The sequence below is a fragment of the Nannocystis pusilla genome, assembly GCF_026626665.1.
Classification (GTDB): domain Bacteria; phylum Myxococcota_A; class Polyangia; order Nannocystales; family Nannocystaceae; genus Nannocystis; species Nannocystis pusilla.
This window is the reverse complement of record NZ_JAPNKE010000002.1, coordinates 11,526,826-11,550,809: the sequence shown is the minus strand read 5'-3', so window position 1 is coordinate 11,550,809 and position 23,984 is coordinate 11,526,826. Positions and strand designations below refer to the sequence as shown.

Here is a 23,984-nt window from a genome sequence, read left to right as displayed (position 1 = left end):
GCCGACATGTTCGCACAGATTCTCCGCCGCCCGGTCCTCGCCATCGTCATCTCGGTCCTGATCGTCCTCCTGGGCCTCTTGTCGATCGGCACCCGCCCGGTGTCCCAGTTCCCCGAGATCGCGCCGCCGCAGGTCCAGATCACGGTCGCGTACCCCGGCGCCAGCGCCGACGTCCTGATCCAGTCGACGCTCATCCCGCTCGAGCGCGCCATCAACGGCGTGCAGGGGATGCGCTACATGCTCACCGACGCGACCAGCGCCGGCGAGGCGACGATCCAGGTCATCTTCGACCTCGGCACCGACCCCGACCAGGCGATCATCAACGTCAAGACCCGCATCGATCAGGTGATGCCGCAGCCGCCCAAGTTGGTCCAGCTCGAGGGCGTCATCCTGATGCGCGTCATGCCCAGCATGTTGATGTACGTCAACGTCTTCAGCACCGCCGAGGGCGCCGACGAGAAGTTCCTGTTCAACTTCGCCAACGTCAACGTCCTGCCGGAGATCATGCGCGTCAAGGGCATCGGCCAGGCGCGCATCCTCGGCAGCCGGCAGTTCGCCATGCGCATCTGGCTGAACCCGGACCGCATGCGGGCCTACAACGTCTCGCCCGAGGAGGTGCAGGACGCGATGGCCGACCAGAGCATCATCGGCCGCCCCGGCCGCGTCGGTCAGGCCACCGGCAAGACGGCCCAGTCGCTCGAGTACGTGCTCGTGTGGGAGGGCCGCTACAACAAGCCCGAGCAGTACGAGGACATCATCATCCGGGCCACGCCGGACGGCCACATCCTGCGCCTGAAGGACATCGCCAAGGTCGAGCTGGGCAGCGAGTTCTTCAACATCTACTCCAACCTCGACGGCCACCCCTCGGCGGCGATCGTGCTCAAGCAGACGCTGGGGAGCAACGCGCAGGAGGTCATCGAGAACGTCAAGAAGACGCTGGAGGAGATCAAGGCGACCACCTTCCCGCCGGGGATGGACTACGCGATCAGCTACGACGTCTCGCGCTTCGTCGACGCCTCGATCGAGCAGGTCACCCACACGCTCGTCGAGGCGTTCGTGCTGGTGGCGCTGGTCGTGTTCGTGTTCCTCGGCGACTGGCGCTCGACGCTGATCCCGACGCTCGCCGTGCCGGTGTCGCTGGTCGGCGCGTTCATCTTCATGGCGGTGCTGGACATCAGCATCAACCTCATCACCCTGTTCGCGCTGGTCCTGGCGATCGGCATCGTCGTCGACGACGCCATCGTCGTCGTCGAGGCCGTGCACGCCAAGATGGAGACGACGAGCCTGTCGATCTACGAGGCGATGAAGGCGGTCCTCAACGAGATCAGCGGCGCCATCATCGCCATCACCCTGGTGATGACCTCGGTGTTCGTGCCGGTGGCGTTCATGCCCGGCCCGGTCGGCGTGTTCTACCGCCAGTTCTCGGTCACGATGGCCTCGTCGATCGTGCTGTCCGGCTTCATCGCGCTGACGCTGACGCCGGTGCTGTCGGTCCTGATCCTCAAGCCGGTGCACGACCACGGCAGGACCCGCAACCCGATCACCCTGTTCATCCGCGGCTTCAACCGGGTGTTCAACTGGGTCACCGCGATCTACGTCCGGGTGATCCGCGCGACCCTGGGGCGGTTCTACGTCACGCTCCTGGCGCTCGGCCTGTTCGTGTTCGGCATCATGCAGGTCAACCAGGTGCTGCCGGCCGGCTTCGTGCCCAACGAGGACCAGGGCATCATCTACGCCATCATCCAGACCCCGCCGGGCACCACGATCGAGCGGACGAACGCGGTCTCCCGCGAGCTGCAGAACATCGCCAAGGAGCTGCCCGAGGTCGCGTCGGTGTCGGCCCTCGCCGGCTACGAGATCCTCACCGAGGGCGCGCCTCGAACGCCGGGACGTGCCTCATCAACCTGAAGGACTGGTCCGAGCGCCACAAGTCGGTCACCGAGGTCATCGAGGAGCTCGAGGAGCGGGCCAAGGACATCGGCGCGGTGGTCGAGTTCTTCGAGCCGCCGGCGGTCCCCGGCTACGGCGCGGCCGGTGGCGTTCCTTCCGCATGCTCGAGAAGACCGGCAGCACCGACTACTACGAGTTCGATCGCGTCAACCAGGAGTTCATGGCGGCGCTGCGCGAGCGGCCCGAGTTGACCGGCCTCTTCACGTTCTACGCCGCCAACTACCCGCAGTACGAGCTCGTCATCGACAACCAGAAGGCGATGCAGAAGGGCGTCTCCATCCGCAAGGCCATGGAGAACCTCGACCTGATGATCGGCAGCAACTTCGAGCAGGGCTTCACCCGCTTCAACTTCTCACCGCGTCTACGTGCAGGCGCTGCCCGAGTTCCGCGCGCTGCCGCCGGACGTCCTGAAGATGTGGGTCAAGAACGAGGCCGGCGAGATGGTCCCCTACTCGTCGTTCATGACGCTGCGAAAGCGGCAGGGCCCGAACGAGATCACCCGCTACAACATGTACAACTCGTCGGCCATCCGCGGCAACAACGCGCCCGGTTACACGACCGGCGACGCGGTCAACGCCATCAAGGCGGTGGCGGCGGAGGTCCTGCCGCGCGGCTACGACATCGCCTGGGAGGGCCTGTCGTACGACGAGGCGCGGCGCGGCAACGAGGCGATCTACATCTTCGGACGTGCTGGTGTTCGTCTATCTCGTGCTCGCGGCCCAGTACGAGAGCTTCGTCCTCCTGCTCGCCGTGATCACGTCGCGCCCGCGGGCGCGTTCGGCTCGTTCCTGTTCCTGCAGATGATGGGCCTGGCGAACGACATCTACGCCCAGGTCGGCCTGGTCATGCTGGTCGGCCTGCTCGGGAAGAACGCGGTGCTGATCGTCGAGTTCGCGGTGCAGACGCGACGCGACGGCGCCACCGTGTTCGAGGCCGCGGTCGCCGGCGCCAAGGCCCGCTTCCGCGCGATCCTCATGACCTCGTTCGCGTTCGTCGCCGGCCTCTATCCGCTGGTCGTGGCCAAGGGCGCCGGCGCGGTCGGCAACAACACCATCGGCTCGTCCGCGCTCGGCGGCATGGTCATGGGCACCGTGTTCGGCGTGGTCCTCATCCCGGGCTCTACTTCATCTTCGGCCACATCGAGCGGTTCGAGAAGTTCCTGCGGATCGGCGGGCCCACCGAGCCGTCGGCGCCGACCGACCCGCTGCCGCTGTCCGAGGTGTCGCTGGCCGATCTCATCACCGAGACCCTCGCGGACGCCGGGTCGACGTCGACGATGCACATGCCGGAGGCCGAACCGCCGCAGGACGCGAGCCCCCGCGCGATCCGGCCCGAGGCGCCGGCGCACTCGAACGCCGCCCGCGCGGAGGAGGATTCCCGTGAACAAGCGGTGGAGCCCGATCTTCGCCCGCACGGTCGCCGGTGCCCTGTCGCTGTCGCTCGGCTGCGCGAGCATCCTGGGAACAACAAGGCCAGGGAGGCCGACAAGGAGACGCCCGATAACTTCGGCGCCCTGGCGACGGAGCCCGGCCCGAGCCTCGCGGTGCAGAAGCAGTGGGACCAGTTCTTCGCCGATCCGGACCTGCGGTCGCTCATCCAGGAGGCGATGCAGAACAACCAGCAGTTGAACATCCAGCTGCAGGAGATCATCATCACCCAGAACAACGCCGCGGCGATCCGCGGCGACTACATCCCGCGCCTGGACGCGGAGGTCGGCGCCGGCCTCGAGAAGCCGGGCGAGTACACCGCCCAGGGGGTCGAGCACAGGGCCCACAATCTGCCGAGGCCGCTGGCGGACTTCCGCTTCGGCTTCGTGGCCTCGTGGGAGACCGACATCTGGAGCAGGCTCCGCAACCTCCGGAGGTCCGCGCTGCTTCAGTACGAAGCGACGATCCAGGAGCGGAACTTCCTGGTCACCGAGATCGTGGCGGAGATCGCCAGCCTTACTACGACCTGGTCGCGCTCGACCTCCAGATCGAGATCCTCGATCGCAACATCGAGCTGCAGAAGAACGCGCTCGAGGTCGTCAAGCTCAAGAAGTTGGCCGCGCGCGGCACCGAGCTCGGGGTCCAGCGGTTCCAGGCCGAAGTGCTCAAGAACCAGGGCCGGAAGTTCTCGCTCGAGCAGCAGCGGATCATCGTCGAGAACCGCATCAACTTCCTGGTCGGGAGGTTCCCGCAGCCCGTCGCGCGCAACCCCTGACCTTCATGGCCGCCAAGCCCGACGTGGTGGCCACCGGCCTGCCCTCGGACCTGCTGGAGAACCGCCCCGACGTGAAGGCGGCCGAGCGCGGCTCGAGGCGTCGAAGCTCGACACCAAGAGCGCGAAGGCCCGCTTCTACCCGTCGCTCCGCCTCGATGCAGGCATCGGCTTCGAGTCGTTCAACCTGCAGCACCTGATCGACCCCCGGTCGCTGGCCTACAACATCGCCGGCGGCCTCGTCGCGCCGCTGCTGAACCGGACGGCGATCAAGGCCGACTACCGCTCGGCCAACGCCAGGCAGGTCCAGGCGGTCTTCGAATACGAACGGTCGATCCTGCAGGCGTACACCGACGTGTACAACCAGCTGACGGCGCTCTCGAACTTCAGGCAACGCTACGAGCAATTGGCCGGGCAAGTCGCGGCGCTCCGCGCGGCCATCGAGACGTCGAAGGCCCTCTATCAGTCGGCCCAGGCGGATTACAACGAGGTCCTCATGACCACGCGTGACTCGCTCGAAGCCGAGATCGATCTGGTCGAGGCGCAGAAGGACCAGATGCAGGCGGTGGTGGCGATCCACCAGGCGCTGGGCGGCGGCTGGCGGCAAAACCAATGACCGGGCCGCCGGTCGAGGTCCCTGCGCGCTGTCAATGACTTTGAGACGCGGTACGGGTCCATTCGGCATGCGCTACGGCGCCGAATGATCAAGCGGAGGCCCGAAAGACGCGCACTCACGCCCCGGTGACCCCAAAGCCGTGTCTGTACGCTTCTCCCGTGGGCATGGCACGGCGCTGCGTGATCGGCAGCTGTCAGCTTTCACGTGGCGGCGCTCCGTCGTCGCTGCCCGAGGGAAGTCCTGTACGCCCTGCGGCCACGTCCGCCGTCGACGCGAGGCTCCTTGCTCGTGATCCACTGGCTCGGAGGGTGATGATGACCAGCGCGAGCCCGCCGACCGCGGCTGCTCCAAGAGCAGGCAGAGTGACGCGCAGAAGCACCAGCACCGCCAGGACTCCGCAGACGGCCGCCATCGAGAACATGAGGGCGCGGCCAGCACGGACCCCCTGAGCGATGATTGGCCGCACATCGACGACCGTCCTCGAGAGCGCAGCCGCACCTGCGCACGTACGTGCCGTTCTACCAGCCCCATCGTCAAATAGGGTACTACTAAGCCGACCGTGATCGGGATCCACGCGCTGAGTCGCAGCCACAGTTGAAGCACATTTAGCAGCAGAAGGAACGGGGCGCTCATGAGCGCGAAGGGCACCAGAAGACGTTGCGTCTCCCAATCGTTCCAGAACCACATTGTCGGCATGAACCCCAACCTCTGGGGTCGAGCGAGCAGAGAGCGTCTATCGAATACTTCGAGTTCGCGGGCCATGTTTGCTCTCCGCACTTAGACGCCGTCGCCTTCGCAGTCCGCGGGAAGACAGGGCAGTGCGGCAATGCAATTTCCGAGCGCCACTCCGCAGGCCCAAGCTCCAGCCGGCGGGAGCCACGCGGCCGCCAGGCAAATCGCCGTTGCAACACCACATTTCTGCACTGCGTCCTTTCCGTCAGAATCTACCTTCGCCGCCGGATCGGGCGACGGAATCGCCAGCGCGAGAAGCGAGTCCAAATCTGACTCATGGGCGGCCATGGTGGAATCCCGATCTTCGCCGCAGCGAACACAAGCGCGTGGGCGTCCTTCCGGATCTCGGACGTGCTCAGAGTCGGCGTGAAAGGGCATTGACGCGTTGCCCGTCCTCGCCGGGCGCAGCTCCGCCGGCAGCCAGTACCTCGCCCGCGAGGCCGAATTCGACGAAGACCAAGCCGTCCCCGACAGCGGCCGCGAAGTTCAGGGAACCCGTCATGGGCTCAGCGCTCGCGTCGATGAGCGCGGTGCGAGCGAGGGTCCCTATCTCGGGATACTGACCCAGGATCTCCAGGGCGAAGCTCTCGCCGGCACGACGACGAAAGGTCACGTTCACCTCGGAGCCGTCGGCTTCCACAAGGGCGATGGTGAGGTGCCCGGCTGAGCAGCCGGCTTCAAGCTCGGTCTCGTCGCGGCTTGCGGTGAACCCGAACACACTGGCGCTGACGCTGTAGCCGCGGATTTCGCCGACCTTGAAAGGCGGGTGAGCATGGCATCGCATGGATCCTCACTCGGAGCGGCAAGCGCCGCGCGCTCCGCTGCGAGTGAGAGGGCGAAAATACGCCCGCAACGGCGAACGCGAAGCGGCAGAGCGAAGAGGGAGGCATGTCACACAGCGTGGAGGAGGGCGCCAGGGGGCAACGTCAATCAGGCGGCGGCGGCATCGCCCCACAGTTAACTCGGCGTGTCGGACAGCGGGCTCAGCGCGGCCGGGCGGGCAGTCGGCGGTGCTGCTTGCTGAGGCGCTATCAGCGACGTCGACCGGGGGGTCCCTGCCTCCTCGCCGACCGTCGCTCGGGGTTTGACCGTCGACCACGGCCGTCGCGTCAATCGCCCTGCTCGAGCGAGCACGGGCTCGCGGAGGTCAGCGCGTAGCCGTCGCGGCTGCTGACGAGGAATCCGCGCAGGCCGAGGTTGCGCAGGGTGGTCAGCGCGACGTGGACGCGGTTGGTGCCGGCGCTGTCGCCGACGCGCTCGCCGGGCCAGCCGGCGGCGAGCAGCTCCTCGAGCGCGAGCGCCTCGCCGGGCGCCTCGATGCGCTTGCGCGCGAGCGCCAGGACGATCCGCTGCAGCGGCACGCGGCGCCGCAGATCGACGTCCGCCGCGGCGCCGGGCAGGCGCAACGCCTTGCCCCCGGCGCGGACGATCAGCGGCTGCCCCGGCGGCTCGGCGCGCGCGAGGCATGCGAGCGCGGCTCGCAGCGCGAAGCGAGAGTCGTCGCTCGGGTGCGCCTCGGCGAGCGCGCGCGCCTCCTCGATCGGCCCGGCGCTCGCCCCCGGGGCGCCCGCCATCCTCTGCACGGTGAGCCGGTGGATCGCCACGGTCGCCGTCAACGCGCCCTCGGACCGGCACGCGGCGGCGGCCTGCTCGGCGGCGGCCAGGCAAGCGCGCGCCGACTCGAGGTCGCCGGCGACCGCGAACAGGGTGGCGCGGCAGCTCTCGGTCAGCGCCTGGTAGCGAGGATCTCGAGGTCGCGGAACATGACCAGCGCGCGCTCCAGCAGCCGGGCCGCGTCGTCACGCTGGCCGCGCTCGAGGTGGGCGCCGGCGAAGTAGTAGAGCGCGCTGGCCTCGAGGTGCAGGTTGCCGCTGACGCGGATGAGCTCGAGGGCGCGGACGTAGTGGTCGAACGCGGCGTCGAGGTCGCCCCGCTCCTGCAGGAGGATCGCGCGGACGTACAGCAGCGCGCCGCGAGCGTGGCGGGCGTCGCTCGCCTGGACCAGCGCGAGCCCCTCGTCGTAGCGGGCCAGCGCCTCGTCGTGGCGGCCGCGGAACCACGCGATCACCCCCGCCTCGTAGAGCACCAGCGGCAGATCTTCGGAGTGCTCGGCCGCGCGGTGCAGCTCGAGCGCGCGACGGATCTCCGCTCCGCGGGCTCGAGCTGGCCCTCGCGCCGGTACGCGTGGGCGAGGCGCGTGCGCACGTCCGCCTCGTGCAGCGGGCCGAGCGGATCGTCCGCGACCCGGGCCAGGCATCCGAGCGCGGCAGTGAACAGACCGCGCGCCTCCTCGGTGGCGCCGTCGAGCTCGACCAGCTCGCCGAGCAGCATGTGGCCCAGCGCCTCGAGCGTCGGATCTGCGGCGGAGCGAGCCAGCGCGAGGCCCTCCTCGAAGTCGGCGCGGGCCCGCTGCCCTGCTCCCAGCAGGCGATGGGCCCGACCGCGCGAGCACGGCGGCGGCGAGGTCGGCCGGCGCCGCGCCAGGTCGCGCCCTCGCGATCGCGCCGTCGAGCAAGCGCAGCGAGTGCCCGACCATGCCGCGGCGGATCAGCGCACGATGGGCCCCGCGCGCGAGGGCCATGCGCCTGCGCGGCGGCGTCGGTTCCGTCGGCGAGGAGCGCGTGGGCGTGGGCCGCGATCAGGTTGTCGAGGTCGAGATCGAGTCGCACCGCCGCCGGCCCGCCGCCGGCCGCCGCCGGCACCGCGAGCGCGCGACCGAGGTCGGCGTAGACGGCCGCGTGACGCCCGGCGAGCCGGGCCGCCAGCTCGGGGGCGGCCGTCAGGCGCTCGGCCGCGAACTCGCGGATCGTCTCGTACAGCGAGAAGCGCAGCTCGCCGTCGAGGTCGAGGCGAGGCGTCGCGCGCACCAGCGAGCGCAGGCACAGCGACTCGAGCAGCGGGAGCACCGGGCCCACCTCGTCGGCGAGCACCGCCTCCGCGGCCTCGAGGGTGAAGCCGCCGGCGAAGACCGTGCACCCGGCGAGGCAGTCCTGCTCGGCGGCGCGGAGCTGATCCCACGTATCGGCGATCGCCCGCCGCATCGACGCGTGCCGTCCACCCTCGCCGTGGCGCACCAGCAGGGCCAATCGTTGGACGAGGCGGTCGCGTGTGGACCACCGAGAGCACCGTGATGCGGGCCGCGGCCAGCTCGATCGCCAGCGGGATCCCGTCGAGCCGACGCACGATCTCGGCGATGGCCGCCAGGTCGTCCGGGCGCAGCACGAGGTCGGGGCGGAGCTGGCGGGCGCGGCGGACGAACAGATCGATCGACTCGATCGCGGCGAGAGCGGCCTCGTCGCGCAGCCCCGGCGGCGGCAGCTGGAGCGGGTGCAGCGGCCACAGGTGCTCGCCGGCGAGGCCGAGGGCGATCCGCGAGGTGACGAGGAAGCGCGCCCGCGAGGCCCGCAGCCAGCGGCCGAGCGTCGCCTCGGCGACATCGGCGAGCTGCTCGAAGTTGTCGAGGACGACGAGATCCGTCCGCGCCGCGCGAGCGTGCGCGAGGTGCTCGGCCAGCGCGGGCTCGTCGGCTCCGAGCTGCAGGCCGAGCGCCGACGCGACCGCAGAGCAGGCCGCCGTCGCCCCGTGCACCCCCGTGAGATCGCAGAACCACACCCCGCCTGCCCCCGGCGCGGTGTAGCTGGCCGCCTGCGCCTCGGCGAAGCGCTGGGCCAGGCGGGTCTTGCCCATGCCGCCGAGCCCGGTGACGGTCACGAGCTGCGCGCCGTCCTCGAAGCGCCCGGCGATCGCGTCGAGGTCGGCGACGCGCCCGACGAACGAGGACGAGACGACGGGCCCCCCGTCACGAGCGCGCTGGATTCCGGGCGGTCGTCGGGCGCGGGCATGCCGGACGAGAGCATAACGCCGCGTCGGGCGAGCGACGAAGCCGGCGCCGAGGTCGTCTCGAGATCGGCTTCGAGCTCGAATTCGCCGCGACAGAGACCTACGGAACGACCGCCGTCCTGGCCACGCGGACGACGAAATGGTGGCCGGGCAGCGAGATGTCGCCCTGCGGCACCGTGACCGAGAAGTAGAGGTCGTGCGCGTCGAGATGCATCCCGCGCCGCTCGTCCTCGACCCCGTGCCACACGTGCCGCGGCGTACCGCCGGTCTTCGGCACCGCGAAGATGTCGGCGGGCGCCTGGTGGAAGAACACCTCGTCGCCGTCGACGAGCACCTGATCGATGCCGATGTCCATCGGCGGGAACAGCGGTGTGACCGGCCCGCCGGTCTTGGCGACCCGCGACACGTTCATCGGCGCCGGCTGCACGCCGGACACGTTGCTCGGATCGCCGGTGGCGAAGTAGACGAAGTCGGCGTCGACCGCCACGGATGGATCGATGCGGGTCGAGGCGTCGCCGGCGAGGACGGTCTGGTGTCGCCCGCCAGGCTCACCAGCGCGCGATGGAGGGGCCCGCTGCCGTCCTCGTCGAACGGTGGGTCGTTCCAGGTGAAGAACAGGCGCTCGCCGTCGTAGGCGGGCGCCGAGCCCAGATACTCGCCCTCGACCGCGTCGGCCAGGAGGACCAGCTTCGTCGGGGTCACGTGCGAGAACGACGGGAGGGTCGGTCCGAGGTCGTCATAGGCGACGACGCCGGCGAGCGTGCGCGTGAGCGCCGTGTTCCAGTAGGTGTTGCCGGACGTATGGTGCGTCTCGCCGATCACCGTCTCCTCGTCGTCGACCCGCGCGCTCACCTTCATGGTGAGCGGGTCCTCGGTCCGCTCGACGAGGTAGAGCGCCGTGTCGTCGCCCTCGAAGTCGACGAGGTAGGAGACCTCGCGGATCCACTGCGCATCGCCCCCTCGCTTCGACACGCGGTAGAGGGCCTGGAGGGCAGCCCGCGCGCGAGCCGAGGAACCACCGTCGGCTGCGGTCAACGCGGTGCGGTAGACGTAGGCGTCGCTGGCCCCGGCGATGGCGGTGGCGTCGCCGCACGCCTCCGCGATGGGATCGCAGGACGTCGGGGCCGGCAGCGGCGCCTGGCAATCGCCCGGCGGGGCATCGCCGCCGCTGCTGCCCCAGCCGGGGCCGCCGCTGGTCGGCACGGCGTCGCTCGTGCTGCTGCTCGTGCCGGCCTCGCCGCTCGTGCCGGCCTCGCTGGTCGCATCGGAGTCGGGGCCGCTGGTCGCGCTGGTGGTCGCTGTCGTGCCGGCGGGATGTCGCTGTCACAGGCCGCGAGGCCCGTGATCACGGCGAGCAGGAGGAGATCGATCGACGGAGTACGCACGCGACGAGGGTGCGCCAGCGGTCGCCGGCGGCCCGCTTAATCCCCGTTTAAATCTCCGCTCCAATGCCCGCCGGTGACACGGGGACCGCGGCTCACCGAGGCGCAGGAGACCGACCGCCGGTGCGACGATGAAGGCGCGAGGGCCGGCGACGTCGAGCGCGATCTCGCGCTGGCGCACGCCGATCGGAGGTCGCGCTTCGGGGCGTCGCGGATACGCGGAGTCGTATCCCTTCGAGCGCCGATCGAAGCTCGAGAACGCGGAGCCTCCCTCGTGTATAGGTAGCTCGAGGTGCCGGTGTGATGACTGCGGACCGGCCCCGTCCTCCGCCTTCAGGAGCCGTTCGCTTGCGTAGCCTCGCCTCGATCTCCCTCGCGCTCGTCGCATTCTCTCCGCTGTTCTCCGCCTGCTCCGACGACCTCACCACGTCGACCGACAGCGCGAGCGCGCCGAGCAGCACGTCCGGTTCGGCCTCCACCGAGCCCGACCATTCGACGACGACTTCGGACCCCACCGGCGACCCGACCACGACCGCGCCGACCACGACGCTCGGCACGACGACGTCGACCACCGACACCGAGACGTCGACCACCACCACGACCACCGGCTCGACGACGGAGACGACGGCGGTGACGAGCACGGACTCGACCGACGCGACCACCGGCGAGCCGCCGGCGGTCTGCTGCGAGCCGACCCTGTGTGGCGACCCTGCGATCGAGGCGTGCGTGTGCACGGCGGATCCGTCGTGTTGCGAGGGGCCGTGGACCAGCCAGTGCGTCGCCCTGGTCACCCAGCTCGGGTGCGGCTCGTGCCCGCCGCCGCCCGAGGGCCCGTGCTGCGAGGTCGGGGTCGGGCCCGGCTGCAGCGACGACGCGATCGAGAGCTGCGTGTGCGCCGGGGCCCCGGGTGCTGCGCGGGCGTGTGGGGGCCCGAGTGTCACCGCCGTCGACGCGCTCGGCTGCGGCGTCTGTCAGGAGCCGCCGAAGGGCGAGTGCTGCGAGGCGCACCGCGGCGGCGGCTGCCTCGACGCCGGGGTCGAGAGCTGCGTGTGCGCCCTGGCCCCGAGTGCTGCGCCGACGTGTGGAGCGACGCCTGCGTGGCGCTCGTCGACGATGCCGGCTGCGGGATGTGTGAGCAGGAGGAGAAGACGGCCTGCTGCATGGTCGGGAACGGCCCCGGTTGCACCGAGCCGGAGATCGAGGCGTGCGTGTGCGCGCAAGATCCGTTCTGCTGCCAGGCGGTGTGGGACGCCGCCTGCGTCGAGAAGGTCGACCTGCTCGGCTGCGGCGTGTGTCAGCCGGAGCTCGGCGACTGCTGCGAAGCGGGTCAGGGCCCGGGATGCGCCGACCAGGCGGTGCGGGCGTGCGTCTGCAACAACGCGCCGGGTTGCTGCCAGGACGTGTGGAGCGCCGACTGCGTGGCGCTGGTCGAGCCGCTCGGCTGCGGCATGTGCGAGCCGCCGGTCGAAGGGCCGTGCTGCGAGGCGCACGACACCCCGTCCTGCGACGACGCGGCGGTCGCCGCCTGCGTGTGCGCCCAGGACGACCCTGCTGCACGGGCGCGTGGACCGAGCAGTGCGTCGCCGAGGTCGAGGCGCTCGGCTGCGGCACGTGCGAGGGCCCGGTCGAGGGCGCCTGCTGCGAGGCCCACGACACCCCGTCGTGCGACGACGCGGCGATCGCCGCCTGCGTGTGCGCCCAGGACGACCTGTGCTGCACGACGTCGTGGACCGAGCAGTGCGTCGCCGAGGTCGAGGCGTTCGGCTGCGGCACCTGCGAGCCGCCGGTCGAGGCCCCCTGCTGCGAGGAGCACGACACGCCGTCGTGCGCCGACGCGGCGGTCTCCGAGTGCGTGTGCGCCGAGGACCCGTTCTGCTGCGAGGTCGAGTGGGACGGCCTGTGCGTCTCCGAGGTCGAGTCGCTCGGCTGCGGCACGTGCGGCGCTCCGGGCGGCACCGGCTGCTGCGAGGAGCACGACACGCCGGAGTGCGACGACGCGGCGGTCTCCGCGTGCGTGTGCGCCGAGGACCCGTTCTGCTGCGAGTTCGAGTGGGACGGCCAGTGCGTCGGCGAGGTCGAGACCCTCGGCTGCGGCATGTGCCAGTGAGCGACAAACGAAGAGCGCGGCCGAGGCCGCGCTTTTCATGATCGCCCGAACGGCCGCCGGCAGCGGCCGTTGCTTCGGCGTCAGAACATCGTGCCCTTGATCGCCTCCATCGGCGTGGTCGACATCGGGGCGCCGGCGCCGATCGAGGTCGCGCCTTGTCGAACGACTGGAGGACGGTCAGCAGGACGTCGGAGATGTTGCCGTCGCTCATCGGGTACGGGGCGGCCTGCACGTGGATGCCGGGGAAGATCAGCTTGTTGCGACCGTGGCCGGCGAGGATGACCGGCTGGCGCTGGATCGAGTGGGTCCAGCCCTCGGCGCAGTCGCTGCTGCAGTAGATGATCGAGGTGTCGAGCAGGTTCTTGCCGTCGATGTCCTCCGAGGCCTTGAACTTCTCGAGCATGTCCGCGAAGCGCCCCATGATGTGGACGATGCCGGTGTGCAGCTCCTCGGAGTTGGGGTTGTGCGAGTTGTTGTGGTGGCCGCTCCAGATGTCGATCTCCGAGAAGACCGTCTCGGCGGCGCCGCCGTGGAACAGCATGCTGGCGACGCGGGTGATGTCGCACTGGAAGGCGTACACCAGCAGGTCGCTCATCACCGCGTTGACGGCCGTGATCGGCTCGACGCCGTTGATGTCGGTGTTGGTCTCGGTCGGCTTGTCGGGCAGGGCGCACAGCGGCGCGGTGGCCTCGATCTTCTTCTCGAGCGCGCTCACGCCGTCGAGGTGCGCGTCGAGCCGCTCGTTGTCGTGCTTGCCGAGCTTCATCCGCAGCGCGGCGGTCTGGTCGCGCACCGCGTCGAGGATGCTGGTCCGCAGCGCGCGGTCGTCGGCCTGCGGGGCGAACGCGCCGAACAGGTCGGTCCACGCCTGCTGCGGGTTGAACTGCGGGTACTGCGGCTCGTTGGGGCCCTTGTGCGAGAGGGCGTGCATGGTGGTGCCGGAGTCCATCACGCTGAGGTGCTTCGACACGCCGAGGTGGATCGACGCGACCGGGGTGTCCTGGCCGATCCTCGCCGCGATCAGCTGGTCGATCGTCGGGCCGCCGGCCTTGGAGAACAGGCCGCTGAGCTCGGTCATGGTGTAGCCGTTGAAGGCCGTCATGCCCTCGTGGTGGGTGACGGTCACCTCGCAGCGGTTGCGCAGGCCGGTCAGCACCGTGACGTAGTCGCGCACGTTGGCGAGCGGCTGCAGCTGCTCGCTCAGCGGATAATCCGCGCCGGTCGCGGCCGGCTCGAAGCGCGGCAGGATCACGCCGTTGCCGAAGAACCAGGTGACGAACCGGGTCGGCAGCGGGGAGCCGTCGGCGAGCGCCTCGCCGTGGCTGTCGAGCATCGCCTCGAGCAGAGGGAGGCCGACGACGGCCGCAGAGCCGCCGACGAGGCCGCGGAGGAAGGTGCGACGGGGAATGGTGCGACGGTTGATCATGAGAATCTCGACCTGGGCGCACCGACGGCGCGGAACACGGGGCTGACGGCCAGCTCGACGAGGAGGTGCTGCAGGCGGTGATCGTTGGCGACGAAGTCGGCCTCGAGGTTGTCGAGGACGTCGATCTCGCCGAGGCGCTCGATGTGACCGAGCGAGCCGCGGACGAAGTTCTTGATCACGCACGCGGTGACGCGTGGATCGTCGAAGAGCAGCTCGGCGAGGTCGCGGGCGGAGGCGAACTCCCCGAGGTCGGCAGCGTTGGCGCTCGGATCGATCACGAGGCCGTCGTCGAGGGTCCGGTAGGCGCCGACCGGGTCGTAGTTCTCCAGGGCGAAGCCGAGCGGGTCGAGCAGCGAATGACAGCCGCTGCAGCTGGGATCCCGCATGTGCTGCAGCAGCTTCGCTTCATCGTCTGCGGCTTGTTCGGATCCTCGGTCGGCAGGCTGGCGTCGACGCCGGGCGGCGGCGGCGGGACCGCTTCGCACAGCAGCTTGGCGCGGATGAACTGGCCGCGCCGCGTCGGCGAGGTCTCGGCCGGGTGGGCGAAGCGAGCGAGGAAGCTGGCCTGTCCCAGGAGACCGGCGCGGCCCTGCTCGGCCGCCAGGTCGACCTTGGCGAAGCCCTGCCCCGGCGGCGGCGGCAAGCCGTACAGCGACGCCAGCGCGGGGTTGACGAAGGTGTAGTCGGCGTCGAGCAGCGTCCGGAAGTCGCCGTCCTTGTCCCAGACGATGTCCTCGATCAGCCGCAGCGTCTCGTACTTCATCGCGTACGCGAGCTCGGAGGTGAACTGCGGGAACAGTTCGTTGCTCTTGTTGATCGTCGACAGGTCGCGCAGCTGGAACAGCTCGGAGTAGAAGTTCGACAGGGTGGCGCGCGCCTCGGTGCGGGCGAGCATCGCCTCGGCGACCGCGCGCACGTCGTCGTCGGTGGTGAGCTCGCCGGACTCGGCGGCGGCGAGCAGCTCGGCGTCCGGAGTCCGCCCGAGCAGGAAGAACGACATGCGGGCGGCGAGCTCGGTCGGCGTCAGGGTGCGCACGGCCGGGTCGACAGGGTCCGGCTCGCCGACCTCGACGAGGTAAATGAAGTAGGGCGACTGCAGCAGCGCCATCAGCTCGTACTGCAGTCCCGTCGCAAAGCTGCCGCCGCCCCAGGCGCTGGCATCCTTGGCGATGGCGACCAGCGGGCCGACCTCCTCCGCGGTCAGCGGGCGGCGCCACGCGAGGCGCCCGAGGTCGGCGGCGACCGCCTCGTAACAGGCGTCGCCCGGCTCGGCCTCGAGGACGCACGGGACGTGGCCGCCGAGGGTGGTGCGATCGGCGACCGCAGCGACGGCGACCGCCCGCGCGGACGCCTCGAGCTGCTCGATCGCGCTTTCCTGCAGCGACAGCTCGGCCGCACCGATCGCGTCGAAGCCGTGCAGCGAGTAATCCTCGGGCGGAGCGGCTGCCCCGCGGCCGCGTCACCGAGCAGGTAGCGGACCGAGCCGACATAGTGATGACGCTGCAGCCGGCGCAGGCCGCCCGGAGCGGGCTCGAAGTGCTCCTCGTCCTCGCCGGTCGTCGACGTCGAGGCGTCGGTCGTCGGCGAATCGTCACCGGTGCTGGTCGGAACGTCCCCGGTGCTGCCGGGACCGTCCCCGGTGCTACCGGTGCCGGGCGACGTGGTGGTGGTCGTTGCCGCCGTCGTGGTCGCGTCGCCGTCGGAGGTGTTGGCGACGGGATCGGACGGACAGGCAGCGAGAAGGAGACAACCGCCGAGCGGCAAAACCAAACGCATCATCGCAGCTCCACCGTAGCAAGGTACCGGGAACGAACGAAAGATTACAACTTCTCGCCGCCGCTCCGGCGGCCGCGGTAGTGTCGTGCCGGCAGGCGACGGATCACGCGATCGATGGATCGACCGTTCCGACGGATCGCCGCGATCGTGGCCACCCGGGGCAGTAGGGCCACTCGACTGGTCTGTCGGTCATTTCTCGAGGGAGACGCCCGCGCGCGCGAACACGCGCATGGGCCATTCGGCGATATGCCCGAAGGTCTGCAATCCGCGGCCCGGAACCGCATGGATAAGGATTGGCAACACGACGGGAGCAAGGCGAGTCCGGCAATGCCCGACACGCCTCCGTCTCAGGTCGCTCGCCGACGCCTTCGCTCGCGCAGGGTAACTGCTCGAGTCGCTCACCGGGGACCTGCAGGTGTTACCCGTGATTGCATCGCCGTCGCGCCGCGATGAGGACGAACGCCGTGAACCGAAAGGGTGCGAGCGCCGATCACGGGGAGTCCCGGGTGCCGAGAACGCCGCAACGCGAGTGGCACCTGGGCGCGCGAGGTCGACGGTCGCAGAGCTTGCGATCTGTCGACCTCGCACCGGGCCCGTCAGCCGGGCGGGTTGCAGAACGGCGTCGACAGCAGGGCGGCGTTGTTGTCGAGCTTCACTCCTCCTCGCCGGCGACGGCGCGGACGACCAGGCTGTCGTAGCCCGCACCGTCGACGTCGAAGCCGATCGCGGTCGCGTACTCGCCGGGCTGGACCACCTCGAAGAACCCCTGCGAGGCGAGCAACGTCTCCTGCCCGCCCATGTCCCCGTAGACTTCGATCGTGGCGCCGGCGGTCAGCGGCGAGGCGCCGGCGTTGCCGACGTTGACCCATAGCTGCAGCGCGGTGTCCTGGCACTGGTATTGGCAGATCGACGCCTCGAGCACGACGTCCGGCGCGGCGGCGCCGTCGGGCGGGAGTCGTCGCCCGAGCGGTAGTTGTTGTGCGCGGTCCAGTTGTGGACCGGCATCGCCGGGATGGTGCCGTCGTCGGCGACGTTGGTGATCGAGTAGGCGAACTGGTTCCAGATCTTCCGCCCCGGCCGCCACGACAGCGCCTCGTCGCCGATGACCGAGATCCCCTTCGGCGCCGCCGGGTCGTAGAACTGGTTGTTGCCGAACACGATCTCGACCTGGCCGTCGCCGTCGACGTCGGCGACCGCGGGCGACTCGAGCTGGGTCGCGCTGCCGTGGCCGGCGAACTCGAGCTTGACCGCGCCGTCGACCCCCGAGAACACCCACACGCGGTTCTCGTCGGCGTGGATGACGTCGGCGATGCCGTCGCCTTCGAAATCGTAGACGATCGAGCCGGTGGCCGACTCGGTCTCGGAGATCGGGGCCTGCCACATCAGCGACCCGTCGGTGTCGAACACCACGTAGAATTCGCTGCCGGCGACGCCGGTCTCGGGCTCGCCGTCGCCGTCGTAGTCGGCGATCGTCGGCGCTCCGCCGCCGCCGCCGGGGACCATGGACGACCACAGGACCACGCCCTGGTTGTCCTGCAGGCGCACCGTCCCGGCCGCGCTGACGACGATCTCCGGCTTCGAGTCGCCCGCGAAGTCGGCGACGCCGGGGATCCCGTCGCTCTCCATGTTGAACCATTCGACCCCGCCCAGGCCGTCGTAGGCGGCGTTGCCGACCACGAGCTCCTGCTGGCCGTCCTCGTCGATGTCGGCGGCCAGCGAGATGCGAAAGCCGTTGCCGTGCGGACCGACGCCGCGCTCGTTGCCGTCGGCGTCGAGGAGCACCGAGCCCGCGAACACCTCCGGCGACCCGTCGCCGTCGAAGTCGGCGATCCCCGGCGAGGTCGAGCAGTGCAGCATGTACGTCGGGCTGGTCCACTTCGGGGTGCCGTCGTGCTCGAACACCTTGACCGCGCCGCCGGTGGTCACGACCACGAGCTCGACCTGGCCGTCGCCGTCGATGTCGCCGGCCGCGAGCCCGGAGTGGCCGCACACGTCCTGTGCCCCACCTGACCACGAGCCCTCCACGCGGTCAATCCGAGGCCCAGCAGCAGAATGGCGAAGCGCTCGACGAACGAGGCGCGAGAATCCCCCACGCATCACAGAGAGACCGCGTCTCGGGTCGAGCCGGACCCCCTTCCGCCGAAGGTGCGCAGGCACGAGGTCGACCGCTCGGACGATGACACGCCGAGAGGAGCGGCCGCGCGGGCCGACGCGCCCGACCGCCGGCTTCAAAAATTGTCCTGAGACAATTAAAATTCTATCCTGAGACGCACCGTGCCTGCCACGTCCTGGACTCCCCGCCTGCGCCGCGCCGAGGGGCCGCTCTACGCCGCCATCGCCGACGCCCTCGCCGCCGACATCACCCGCGGCAAGCTGCGCGCCGGCGAGCGCCTGCCGACGCACCGCGAGCTCGCGGCGGCGGTCGGCGCCTCGATCGGGACCGTCACCCGCGCCTACGCCGAGGCCGAGCGGCGCGGCCTCGTGCGCAGCCAGGTCGGCAGCGGCACCTTCGTCCGCGACCTCACCGACCCGGCCTCCTACTCGCCGATGCTCGATCGCTCGCGCATCGACCTCGGCCCGACCGCGGCGCCGCTCGTCGCCGGCGACCTCGGTCACTGCGCCCTCGCGGCCGCCCTCGCCGGCCTCGCCGCGCGCGCCGACCTCGGGGCCCTCGCCGGCTACCAGGCGCACGGCGGCAGCGAGGCCCAGCGGGCCGCCGGTGCGCGCTGGCTCGCCATCACCGGCGTCGACGCCGACGCCGACGAGGTCACGGTGTGCAGCGGCGCCCAGCATGCCACCGTCCTCGCGCTGGCCGCCCTCGCCTGCCCGGCCGGCGTGCTGGTCGAGGAGCTCACCTACCCCGGCGCCCTCGCGGCCGCCGGATGGCTGCGCCTGCCGACGCACCCGGTCGCGCTGGACGAGCACGGCCTCGTGCCCGACGCGCTCGCGCGGGCCTGTCGCGACAGCGGCGCCAAGGTCTTGTACTGCACGCCGACGCATCACAACCCGACCACCGCGGTGATGCCGAAGAGCGCCGACTGGCGATCGTCGCCGTGTGCCGCGAGTACGGGGTGACGATCGTCGAGAACGCCGCGCTCGCGCCCCTGGTCGCCGCTCCACCGCCGCCGCTGGCCAGGCTCGCGCCCGAGCGCACCTGGCACATCACGAGCCTGTCGAAGGCCACCGTCCCCGCGCTGCGCGTCGGCTTCCTGCGCGCCCCTGCGACCGCCCGGCGCACGCTCGAGACCGCGGCTGCGGCGACGGTGTGGTCGGGCTCGCCGCTGCTCGCCGAGATCGCGGTGCAGTGGATCGCCGACGGCACCGCGACCGCGATCCGCGACGCCCGACGCGCCGAGGCGGCCGCGCGTCAGCGGCTGGCCGCCGACAAGCTCGGCCGTTGGCCGTATCGCGCGCACCCGACGGCGTACTTCCGTGGCTCGAGATCCCGCCGCAGCGCCGCGCCCTCGAGCTGGTCGAGCAGGCCCACGCGCGCGACCTGTTGATCGGCCCCTCGCACGTGTTCGCCGCCCGCCCCGGCAACGCCCCCAACGCGGTCCGCGTCTCGCTCGGCGCGGCCCGCTCGCGCGCCGAGTTGGGGCGCGGTCTCACCATTCTCGCCGAGCTGCTGGACAGCCCGACCTGGAGCGCCCTGCGATGATTCACCGCACCCTCGTCCTCGGCGCAACGCTGATCTCGGCCGCCGCGTGCGACGCTCCCACGCGCGGGCCTGCCGAGCCTGCCCAGCCCGCCGTCGCCGATTCGCTGGAGGCCCGCCTCGATCGCGTCGAGCGATTCTTCCGCCGGCCCGAAGGCATCCGCGACAGCCTCAGTGGGCAGGTCTGGCTGCCGGACGGCCGCTTCGTGCACTGGCCCGGCGTCGGTCCGAATCGCGGCACCTTCGAGGTCGTCGATCCGCAGGCCCGTACCGTCGGCCCATTGCTGGCCCCCGCCGAATTGCGCGCCGCGCTCGCGGGCCTGACCGTGCCCGAGCACTACCTGCAGTCGCGCTCGCCCCGGACAATGCGCGGCTCGTGTTCCGGGTCGCGGATCGAAACTTCGCGCTCGGCCTCGCCGATCGCCGGGTCGTCGCCCTCGCCGAGGACGACGTCGCAATCCACCTGCTCGCGCCCGACACCGTGCTCGCGCCCGATCGCCGCGCCCTGCTCGTCCGGCGCGGCGACGGATTCGCGGTCCTGGCCGCCGACGGCCGCGTCGTCATCGCCCGCGACGGCGAGTCCGACGCGAGCTGGAAGCTCCCGCGAGCCGCGTGGTCGCCCGACAGCCGCTTCGTCGCGGTCTGGCGCCACGACGCCCGGGCCGTGCACAAGGTCCCGATCGTCGACTACACCAGCGCGCTCGAGACGGTGAAGCAGGTGCCGTACGTCAAGACCGGCACGCCGCTGGTGCGCGCCGAGCTCCACCTCGTCGAACCCGCGACCGGACGCGTCGTGAAGGCCGCGCTCGCCGGCGACGAATCGTACGACTGGCTCGCCGGCTGGCGACCCGACGGCAGCGAGGCCCTCGTCCTGCGGCTCTCCCGCGACGGCAAGCGGCTCGATCTGCTCGCGGTCACGCCCGCGACCGGCGCCGCGCGCCTCGTCGTCCGCGAAGAGCGGCCGGACAGCTTCGTCGCCGACCTCGGGTTCGAGGTGGGAGGATGGCAGCAGCAGGTCGTGCCGCTCACGGACGGCCTGCTGTGGATGTCGGAGCGCGACGGCTGGCGCCACGTCTACCGCTATGATTATAGCGGCGAGCTCGCGCGGCAGATCACCCGCGGAGCGTTCCCGGTCCATCAGGTCCTCGCGGTCACGCCGCAGCGCGACGCCTTGCTCGTCGTCGCGTCCGCCGAATCGGCCGCGCCCTACGATCGCCTCGTCTATCGCGCCCCGATCGCCGGCGGCGCGCTGACTCGCCTCTCCGCCGACTCCGGCATGCACCGCGCGAGCGTCTCGCCGTCCGGCGATCATTACATCGACGGCCACTCGCGCGCGCCCGGCCGCGCGCGTGGACGTCGTCTCCGTGGCCGACGGCGCCGCGTTCCGCTACGCCGAGGCCGACGCCAGCGCCGACGCGGCGCTCGGCTACCGGCCGCCCGAGGCGATCGTCGCCACCGCCGCCGACGGCGTGACCACGCTCCACGGCGCCCTCTTCAAGCCCGTCGACTTCGATCCGCGACGGCGCTACGCCGTCATCGACGTGATCTACGCCGGCCCGTTCGTCTCCGTCGTGCCGTGGAGCTACGTCGGCACCTCCGAGAGCCGGATCGCCGAGGGCCTGGCGCAGATGGGCTTCGTCGTCATGATCCTCGACGCGCGGCACCCCCGGGCGCGGCAAGGCGTTTCAGGACACCACGTACGGCCGCCTCGGCCAGCTGGAGATCCCCGATCACCTCGCCGCTCTCGACCAGGCCGCCGCGACGCGCCCGTACATGGACCTGGACCGCCTCGGCGTCTACGGCCACTCGTGGGGCGGCTACTTCGCGCTGCGGGCCATGCTCGGCGCGCCCGAACGATTCGTCGCCGGCTACGCCGGTGCCCCCGGCGACCTCACCGAGGACGCCCTGTGCAACGAGCCCAACCTCGGCCTGCTCGCGGCCAACCCTGCCGGTTATGAGGCCGGGTCGAACCTCGCGCTCGCCGGCAACCTGCGCGGGGCCCTCAAGCTCATGCACGGCACCAGCGACGATCAGGCCCCGCTCTCCACCACGATGCGCATGGCCGACGCCCTGATCCGGGCCGACAAGCGCTTCGAGCTCCTCATCATGCCCGGCGCCGGCCACAACCCCGAACCGCGCCGCTATTATTATGAGGACGTCCGGCGATTCTTCGCCGACAAGCTCGGCCCACCGCGGTAGACCGCGTCGCTCGCAGCATGCAGCGCGTCTGCGAGCGTGGCGAAGGGTCTCCGCGCGAAGCGGCGCCTCGCCGCGCCCCGCGAGCACGCCCAGGGCCTCGAGATCGGGCTGCGTCTCGCGCGTTCGCCGCTTCGCCGCGCGAACGACCTCGTTCGTTCCTCCTGCTCCCGCACCGAGATCCGGGTACGATGCCGGCCATGGGGACACAATACGGGGCCATCGTGCACGGGCGGCGCACCGACACCGACGCGGCATCCACCGTGGAGGCGCGTGCGACCGAAGACGGCCGCGTCGTCGCGCTCATCGCGGTGCAAGGCAATCTCGCCACGCCCTCGCTCGAGAGCGTCAAGGGGGCCTTCGCGCGCGTGGCTCACGCGACCGACGGCGCCGCGGCGACGCTGGCGAAGGCCGCACCACCGCCACCCTACGCTTCCGGCGTGGCGGTCGTGCTCCTGGGCGAAGGCGGCGCGCACGTGGCCACCAGCGGCGGCGCGCGCTGCTACCGTGAACGCGACGGCGTCCTCGAAGAGCTCGCCGCAGGGGTCCACGACGCGAAGCCCGGCGACGCCTTCGTCGCCGCGAGCCACGCCGGCCTGCGGGCGGGCCACGCCTTCTTCACGACGCCGGTCCAGGCCGCCGGCGACGCGGAGTTTCGCAACGACACGCTCGATGCGGCCCTCGAGGCCGCGCTCGCGCCCTACTCGACCTTCGTCGCGGTGGCCGCCGCCCGCGTCTCCTGAAGCGGGTTCCTGCGACCTCGCGGGCAGCTCGCCAGAACCGCGGCAATGCGCACCTCGCGAACGGGCGGCAGCCGCGTCGCGCGGCACCTCCGGCGCCCCGTCAATTCGGGGCGCACTTGGGTTCTCGCAGCTGCCCGCGAGGCAGTCGTCGCCCTCGTTGCAGTGCTTGCCGTCCTCGCACTTGGGACAGAGCGGCCCGCCGCAGTCGACGTCGCTCTCGTCGCCGTTCCGCACCCCGTCGCTGCAGGTCGGCGCCAGGCAGACCTCGTCGGCGCAGACGAGCTCTGGCAGTCGTCGCCGACCTCGCAGCTCTGGCCGGCCTCGCAGGCCTCGCAGGAGGCCCCGCCGCAGTCGATATCCGTCTCCAGCCCGTTCTTGCCGCCGTCGAAGCAGTCCGGCGCGTGGCACACGTGGTCCTCACAGAGCTCCCCGGGGTCGCAATCGGCCTGCACGTTGCATTCGACGCAGCTGCCCTTGCCGTCGCACACGCCGAGCCCGCACTCGCTTCCGGGCTCCAGGTCCACGCGGACGCACTCGAGCTCCAGGCACTGGACCTTCGTGCAATCACCGCCGCTCTGCTCGCAATCGGCGACGTCCACGCAGGAGTCGCCGCCCGTGGTCGCCGTGTCGTCGACCGCCGTCGTCCCGGTCGTCGTCGTGCCCGAGGTGGACGTCGTCGTGGTCGACGGCCCGGAGGTCGACGAGCTCCCCGTGCTCGTCTCGTCGCCGGTGGTCGGCTCCACCTGTCCCGAAGGACTCGTCGTCGACGTCCCGGTGGTGGGCTGTCCTTCGCCGGTGACGGACGAAGGCTCGCCGCACGCGACGAACAGGGCTGCGGCGAGCGCGAGGCGACGAGGTGCGAGCATTGGAGCGCCACGTTACCCCGCGCGTGCCAGGTCGGCGATCGGCGAGCGCCCGAGCCGATCCCCGCCCGCAAACGCCGGACAGGCGGGCTCTGCGGCGCTGCCGGAGGCACCACGAGCCCTCCACGCCGGGGTCCGAGGTCGAGCTCGCCTCGATGCGCGCCGCCCTCACCCCCGACGGCCGCGCGGTCGTACCCGTGACGCGGCGGCGCATCTTCGCGTGGCGGGCATGCGCTCCGCCGACGCGGCCGACGACACGACGAACTCGTGACGCCGGCGGACCCGGCGCCGCGCCCGATCACGCCGCGCCGTAGCGCGTGTGCCCGACGGTGCCTTCGCCGCGAGCGCCGCTCGTCGAGCCTGCCGACGGCTCCTGATTGGCCACGACCTCGCCCCACCCCTGCTCCCGGCGCCGAGACGATCCGCGTCGGATCTCGGCCCTCCGCGACCTCGGAGTCGAATGGCGGCACTTCGCCGGTGACCAACCGCAGCAGGTCAC

The 23,984-nt window shown here is 71.1% G+C and carries 20 protein-coding genes and 4 pseudogenes; 11 read left to right on the top strand and 13 right to left on the bottom strand.

Annotated features, from left to right (window positions below; all coding sequences use genetic code 11):
* The first annotated feature begins 6 nt into the window (after positions 1–6).
* The 3 genes from OV079_RS51050 to OV079_RS51040 all read left to right on the top strand — a co-directional run bounded on the left by OV079_RS51050 (position 7) and on the right by OV079_RS51040 (position 4,765).
* Positions 7–1,908 carry an efflux RND transporter permease subunit gene (locus tag OV079_RS51050; protein WP_267777841.1) on the top strand — a complete coding sequence of 634 codons (1,902 nt, stop codon included), beginning with the start codon at positions 7–9 and terminating at the stop codon, positions 1,906–1,908.
* 407 nt (positions 1,909–2,315) lie between these two features.
* Complete coding sequence (locus OV079_RS51045) at positions 2,316–3,578, top strand: efflux RND transporter permease subunit (RefSeq protein ID WP_420829473.1); 1,263 nt, start codon at positions 2,316–2,318, stop codon at positions 3,576–3,578.
* Positions 3,494–4,765, top strand: coding sequence for a TolC family protein (locus tag OV079_RS51040; RefSeq protein ID WP_267777840.1), 1,272 nt, complete (start codon positions 3,494–3,496; stop codon positions 4,763–4,765). The genes OV079_RS51045 and OV079_RS51040 overlap by 85 nt, the downstream gene beginning before the upstream one ends.
* A 1,087-nt stretch (positions 4,766–5,852) precedes the next feature.
* On the opposite strand, the gene OV079_RS51035 is transcribed toward OV079_RS51040, so the two are convergent.
* The 7 genes from OV079_RS51035 to OV079_RS51005 all read right to left on the bottom strand — a co-directional run bounded on the left by OV079_RS51035 (position 5,853) and on the right by OV079_RS51005 (position 10,540).
* Positions 5,853–6,281, bottom strand: a complete 429-nt coding sequence (locus OV079_RS51035) for a hypothetical protein (protein ID WP_267777839.1) — start codon at positions 6,279–6,281, stop codon at positions 5,853–5,855.
* A gap of 325 nt (positions 6,282–6,606) precedes the next feature.
* Positions 6,607–7,080, bottom strand: a complete 474-nt coding sequence (locus tag OV079_RS51030) for a hypothetical protein (RefSeq protein WP_267777837.1) — start codon at positions 7,078–7,080, stop codon at positions 6,607–6,609.
* A gap of 143 nt (positions 7,081–7,223) precedes the next feature.
* Positions 7,224–7,583: a tetratricopeptide repeat protein gene (locus tag OV079_RS51025; protein WP_267777835.1), complete on the bottom strand. Its 360-nt coding sequence runs from the start codon at positions 7,581–7,583 to the stop codon at positions 7,224–7,226.
* Positions 7,562–7,828 (bottom strand): hypothetical protein, encoded by a 267-nt coding sequence (locus tag OV079_RS51020; protein ID WP_267777833.1) that lies wholly within the window; start codon positions 7,826–7,828, stop codon positions 7,562–7,564. Before OV079_RS51020 ends, OV079_RS51025 begins: the two co-directional genes overlap by 22 nt.
* A 216-nt stretch (positions 7,829–8,044) precedes the next feature.
* Positions 8,045–9,208, bottom strand: coding sequence for an AAA family ATPase (locus OV079_RS51015; RefSeq protein ID WP_267777831.1), 1,164 nt, complete (start codon positions 9,206–9,208; stop codon positions 8,045–8,047).
* 229 nt (positions 9,209–9,437) lie between these two features.
* Entirely contained in the window at positions 9,438–9,824 is a 387-nt protein-coding gene (locus OV079_RS51010; protein ID WP_267777830.1) for a hypothetical protein, read from the bottom strand.
* Positions 9,746–10,540 (bottom strand): hypothetical protein, encoded by a 795-nt coding sequence (locus OV079_RS51005; RefSeq protein WP_267777829.1) that lies wholly within the window; start codon positions 10,538–10,540, stop codon positions 9,746–9,748. Before OV079_RS51005 ends, OV079_RS51010 begins: the two co-directional genes overlap by 79 nt.
* A gap of 1,710 nt (positions 10,541–12,250) precedes the next feature.
* Here OV079_RS51005 and OV079_RS51000 point away from each other — a divergent pair.
* The gene (locus OV079_RS51000) at positions 12,251–12,826 is read left to right on the top strand and encodes a hypothetical protein (RefSeq protein ID WP_267777828.1); all 576 of its coding nucleotides are present in this window, start codon (positions 12,251–12,253) and stop codon (positions 12,824–12,826) included.
* A 155-nt stretch (positions 12,827–12,981) separates the two neighbouring features.
* The gene (locus OV079_RS50995) at positions 12,982–13,164 is read left to right on the top strand and encodes a hypothetical protein (protein WP_267777827.1); all 183 of its coding nucleotides are present in this window, start codon (positions 12,982–12,984) and stop codon (positions 13,162–13,164) included.
* A gap of 167 nt (positions 13,165–13,331) precedes the next feature.
* Here OV079_RS50995 and OV079_RS60075 read toward each other — a convergent pair.
* The 5 genes and pseudogenes from OV079_RS60075 to OV079_RS50970 all read right to left on the bottom strand — a co-directional run.
* Positions 13,332–14,159, bottom strand: a pseudogene (locus tag OV079_RS60075) (DUF1552 domain-containing protein); the annotation flags it as partial.
* 89 nt (positions 14,160–14,248) lie between these two features.
* Positions 14,249–14,530, bottom strand: a complete 282-nt coding sequence (locus OV079_RS50985) for a DUF1585 domain-containing protein (protein WP_267777824.1) — start codon at positions 14,528–14,530, stop codon at positions 14,249–14,251.
* Positions 14,531–14,605: 75 nt separating this feature from the next.
* A pseudogene (locus OV079_RS50980) lies at positions 14,606–15,618 on the bottom strand (DUF1592 domain-containing protein); the annotation flags it as partial.
* A gap of 1,062 nt (positions 15,619–16,680) precedes the next feature.
* Positions 16,681–16,950 (bottom strand): hypothetical protein, encoded by a 270-nt coding sequence (locus OV079_RS50975; RefSeq protein WP_267777823.1) that lies wholly within the window; start codon positions 16,948–16,950, stop codon positions 16,681–16,683.
* On the bottom strand, positions 16,860–18,053 hold the full coding sequence (locus tag OV079_RS50970; RefSeq protein WP_267777822.1) for an FG-GAP repeat domain-containing protein: 1,194 nt from the start codon (positions 18,051–18,053) through the stop codon (positions 16,860–16,862). Before OV079_RS50970 ends, OV079_RS50975 begins: the two co-directional genes overlap by 91 nt.
* Before the next feature lie 249 nt (positions 18,054–18,302).
* On the opposite strand from OV079_RS50970, the gene OV079_RS50965 reads away from it, so the two are divergent.
* The 6 genes and pseudogenes from OV079_RS50965 to OV079_RS50940 all read left to right on the top strand — a co-directional run bounded on the left by OV079_RS50965 (position 18,303) and on the right by OV079_RS50940 (position 22,622).
* Positions 18,303–19,103 carry an aminotransferase class I/II-fold pyridoxal phosphate-dependent enzyme gene (locus OV079_RS50965; protein WP_267777820.1) on the top strand — a complete coding sequence of 267 codons (801 nt, stop codon included), beginning with the start codon at positions 18,303–18,305 and terminating at the stop codon, positions 19,101–19,103.
* Positions 19,082–19,531 (top strand): hypothetical protein, encoded by a 450-nt coding sequence (locus OV079_RS50960; protein WP_267777819.1) that lies wholly within the window; start codon positions 19,082–19,084, stop codon positions 19,529–19,531. The genes OV079_RS50965 and OV079_RS50960 overlap by 22 nt, the downstream gene beginning before the upstream one ends.
* Complete coding sequence (locus OV079_RS50955) at positions 19,528–19,686, top strand: hypothetical protein (protein ID WP_267777818.1); 159 nt, start codon at positions 19,528–19,530, stop codon at positions 19,684–19,686. Before OV079_RS50960 ends, OV079_RS50955 begins: the two co-directional genes overlap by 4 nt.
* Before the next feature lie 46 nt (positions 19,687–19,732).
* Positions 19,733–20,953: pseudogene (locus OV079_RS60070) on the top strand (DPP IV N-terminal domain-containing protein); the annotation flags it as partial.
* Between the two features lie 443 nt (positions 20,954–21,396).
* Positions 21,397–21,882 (top strand): annotated as a pseudogene (locus tag OV079_RS50945) (alpha/beta hydrolase family protein); the annotation flags it as partial.
* A 197-nt stretch (positions 21,883–22,079) separates the two neighbouring features.
* On the top strand, positions 22,080–22,622 hold the full coding sequence (locus OV079_RS50940) for a hypothetical protein (protein WP_267777816.1): 543 nt from the start codon (positions 22,080–22,082) through the stop codon (positions 22,620–22,622).
* On the opposite strand, the gene OV079_RS50935 is transcribed toward OV079_RS50940, so the two are convergent.
* Entirely contained in the window at positions 22,580–23,488 is a 909-nt protein-coding gene (locus tag OV079_RS50935) for a hypothetical protein (RefSeq protein WP_267777815.1), read from the bottom strand. The two genes, OV079_RS50940 and OV079_RS50935, sit on opposite strands and share 43 nt — an antisense overlap.
* Positions 23,489–23,984: the final 496 nt, after the last annotated feature.

Excerpts from the sequence above, each read along its gene's own strand:
- OV079_RS50940 (WP_267777816.1), top strand. The coding sequence starts at position 22,080 with ATGGGGACACAATACGGGGCCATCGTGCACGGGCGGCGCACCGACACC.
- OV079_RS51035 (WP_267777839.1), bottom strand. The coding sequence starts at position 6,281 with ATGCGATGCCATGCTCACCCGCCTTTCAAGGTCGGCGAAATCCGCGGC.
- OV079_RS50935 (WP_267777815.1), bottom strand. The coding sequence starts at position 23,488 with ATGCTCGCACCTCGTCGCCTCGCGCTCGCCGCAGCCCTGTTCGTCGCG.
- OV079_RS51020 (WP_267777833.1), bottom strand. The coding sequence starts at position 7,828 with ATGCTGCTCGGCGAGCTGGTCGAGCTCGACGGCGCCACCGAGGAGGCG.
- OV079_RS51050 (WP_267777841.1), top strand. The coding sequence starts at position 7 with ATGTTCGCACAGATTCTCCGCCGCCCGGTCCTCGCCATCGTCATCTCG.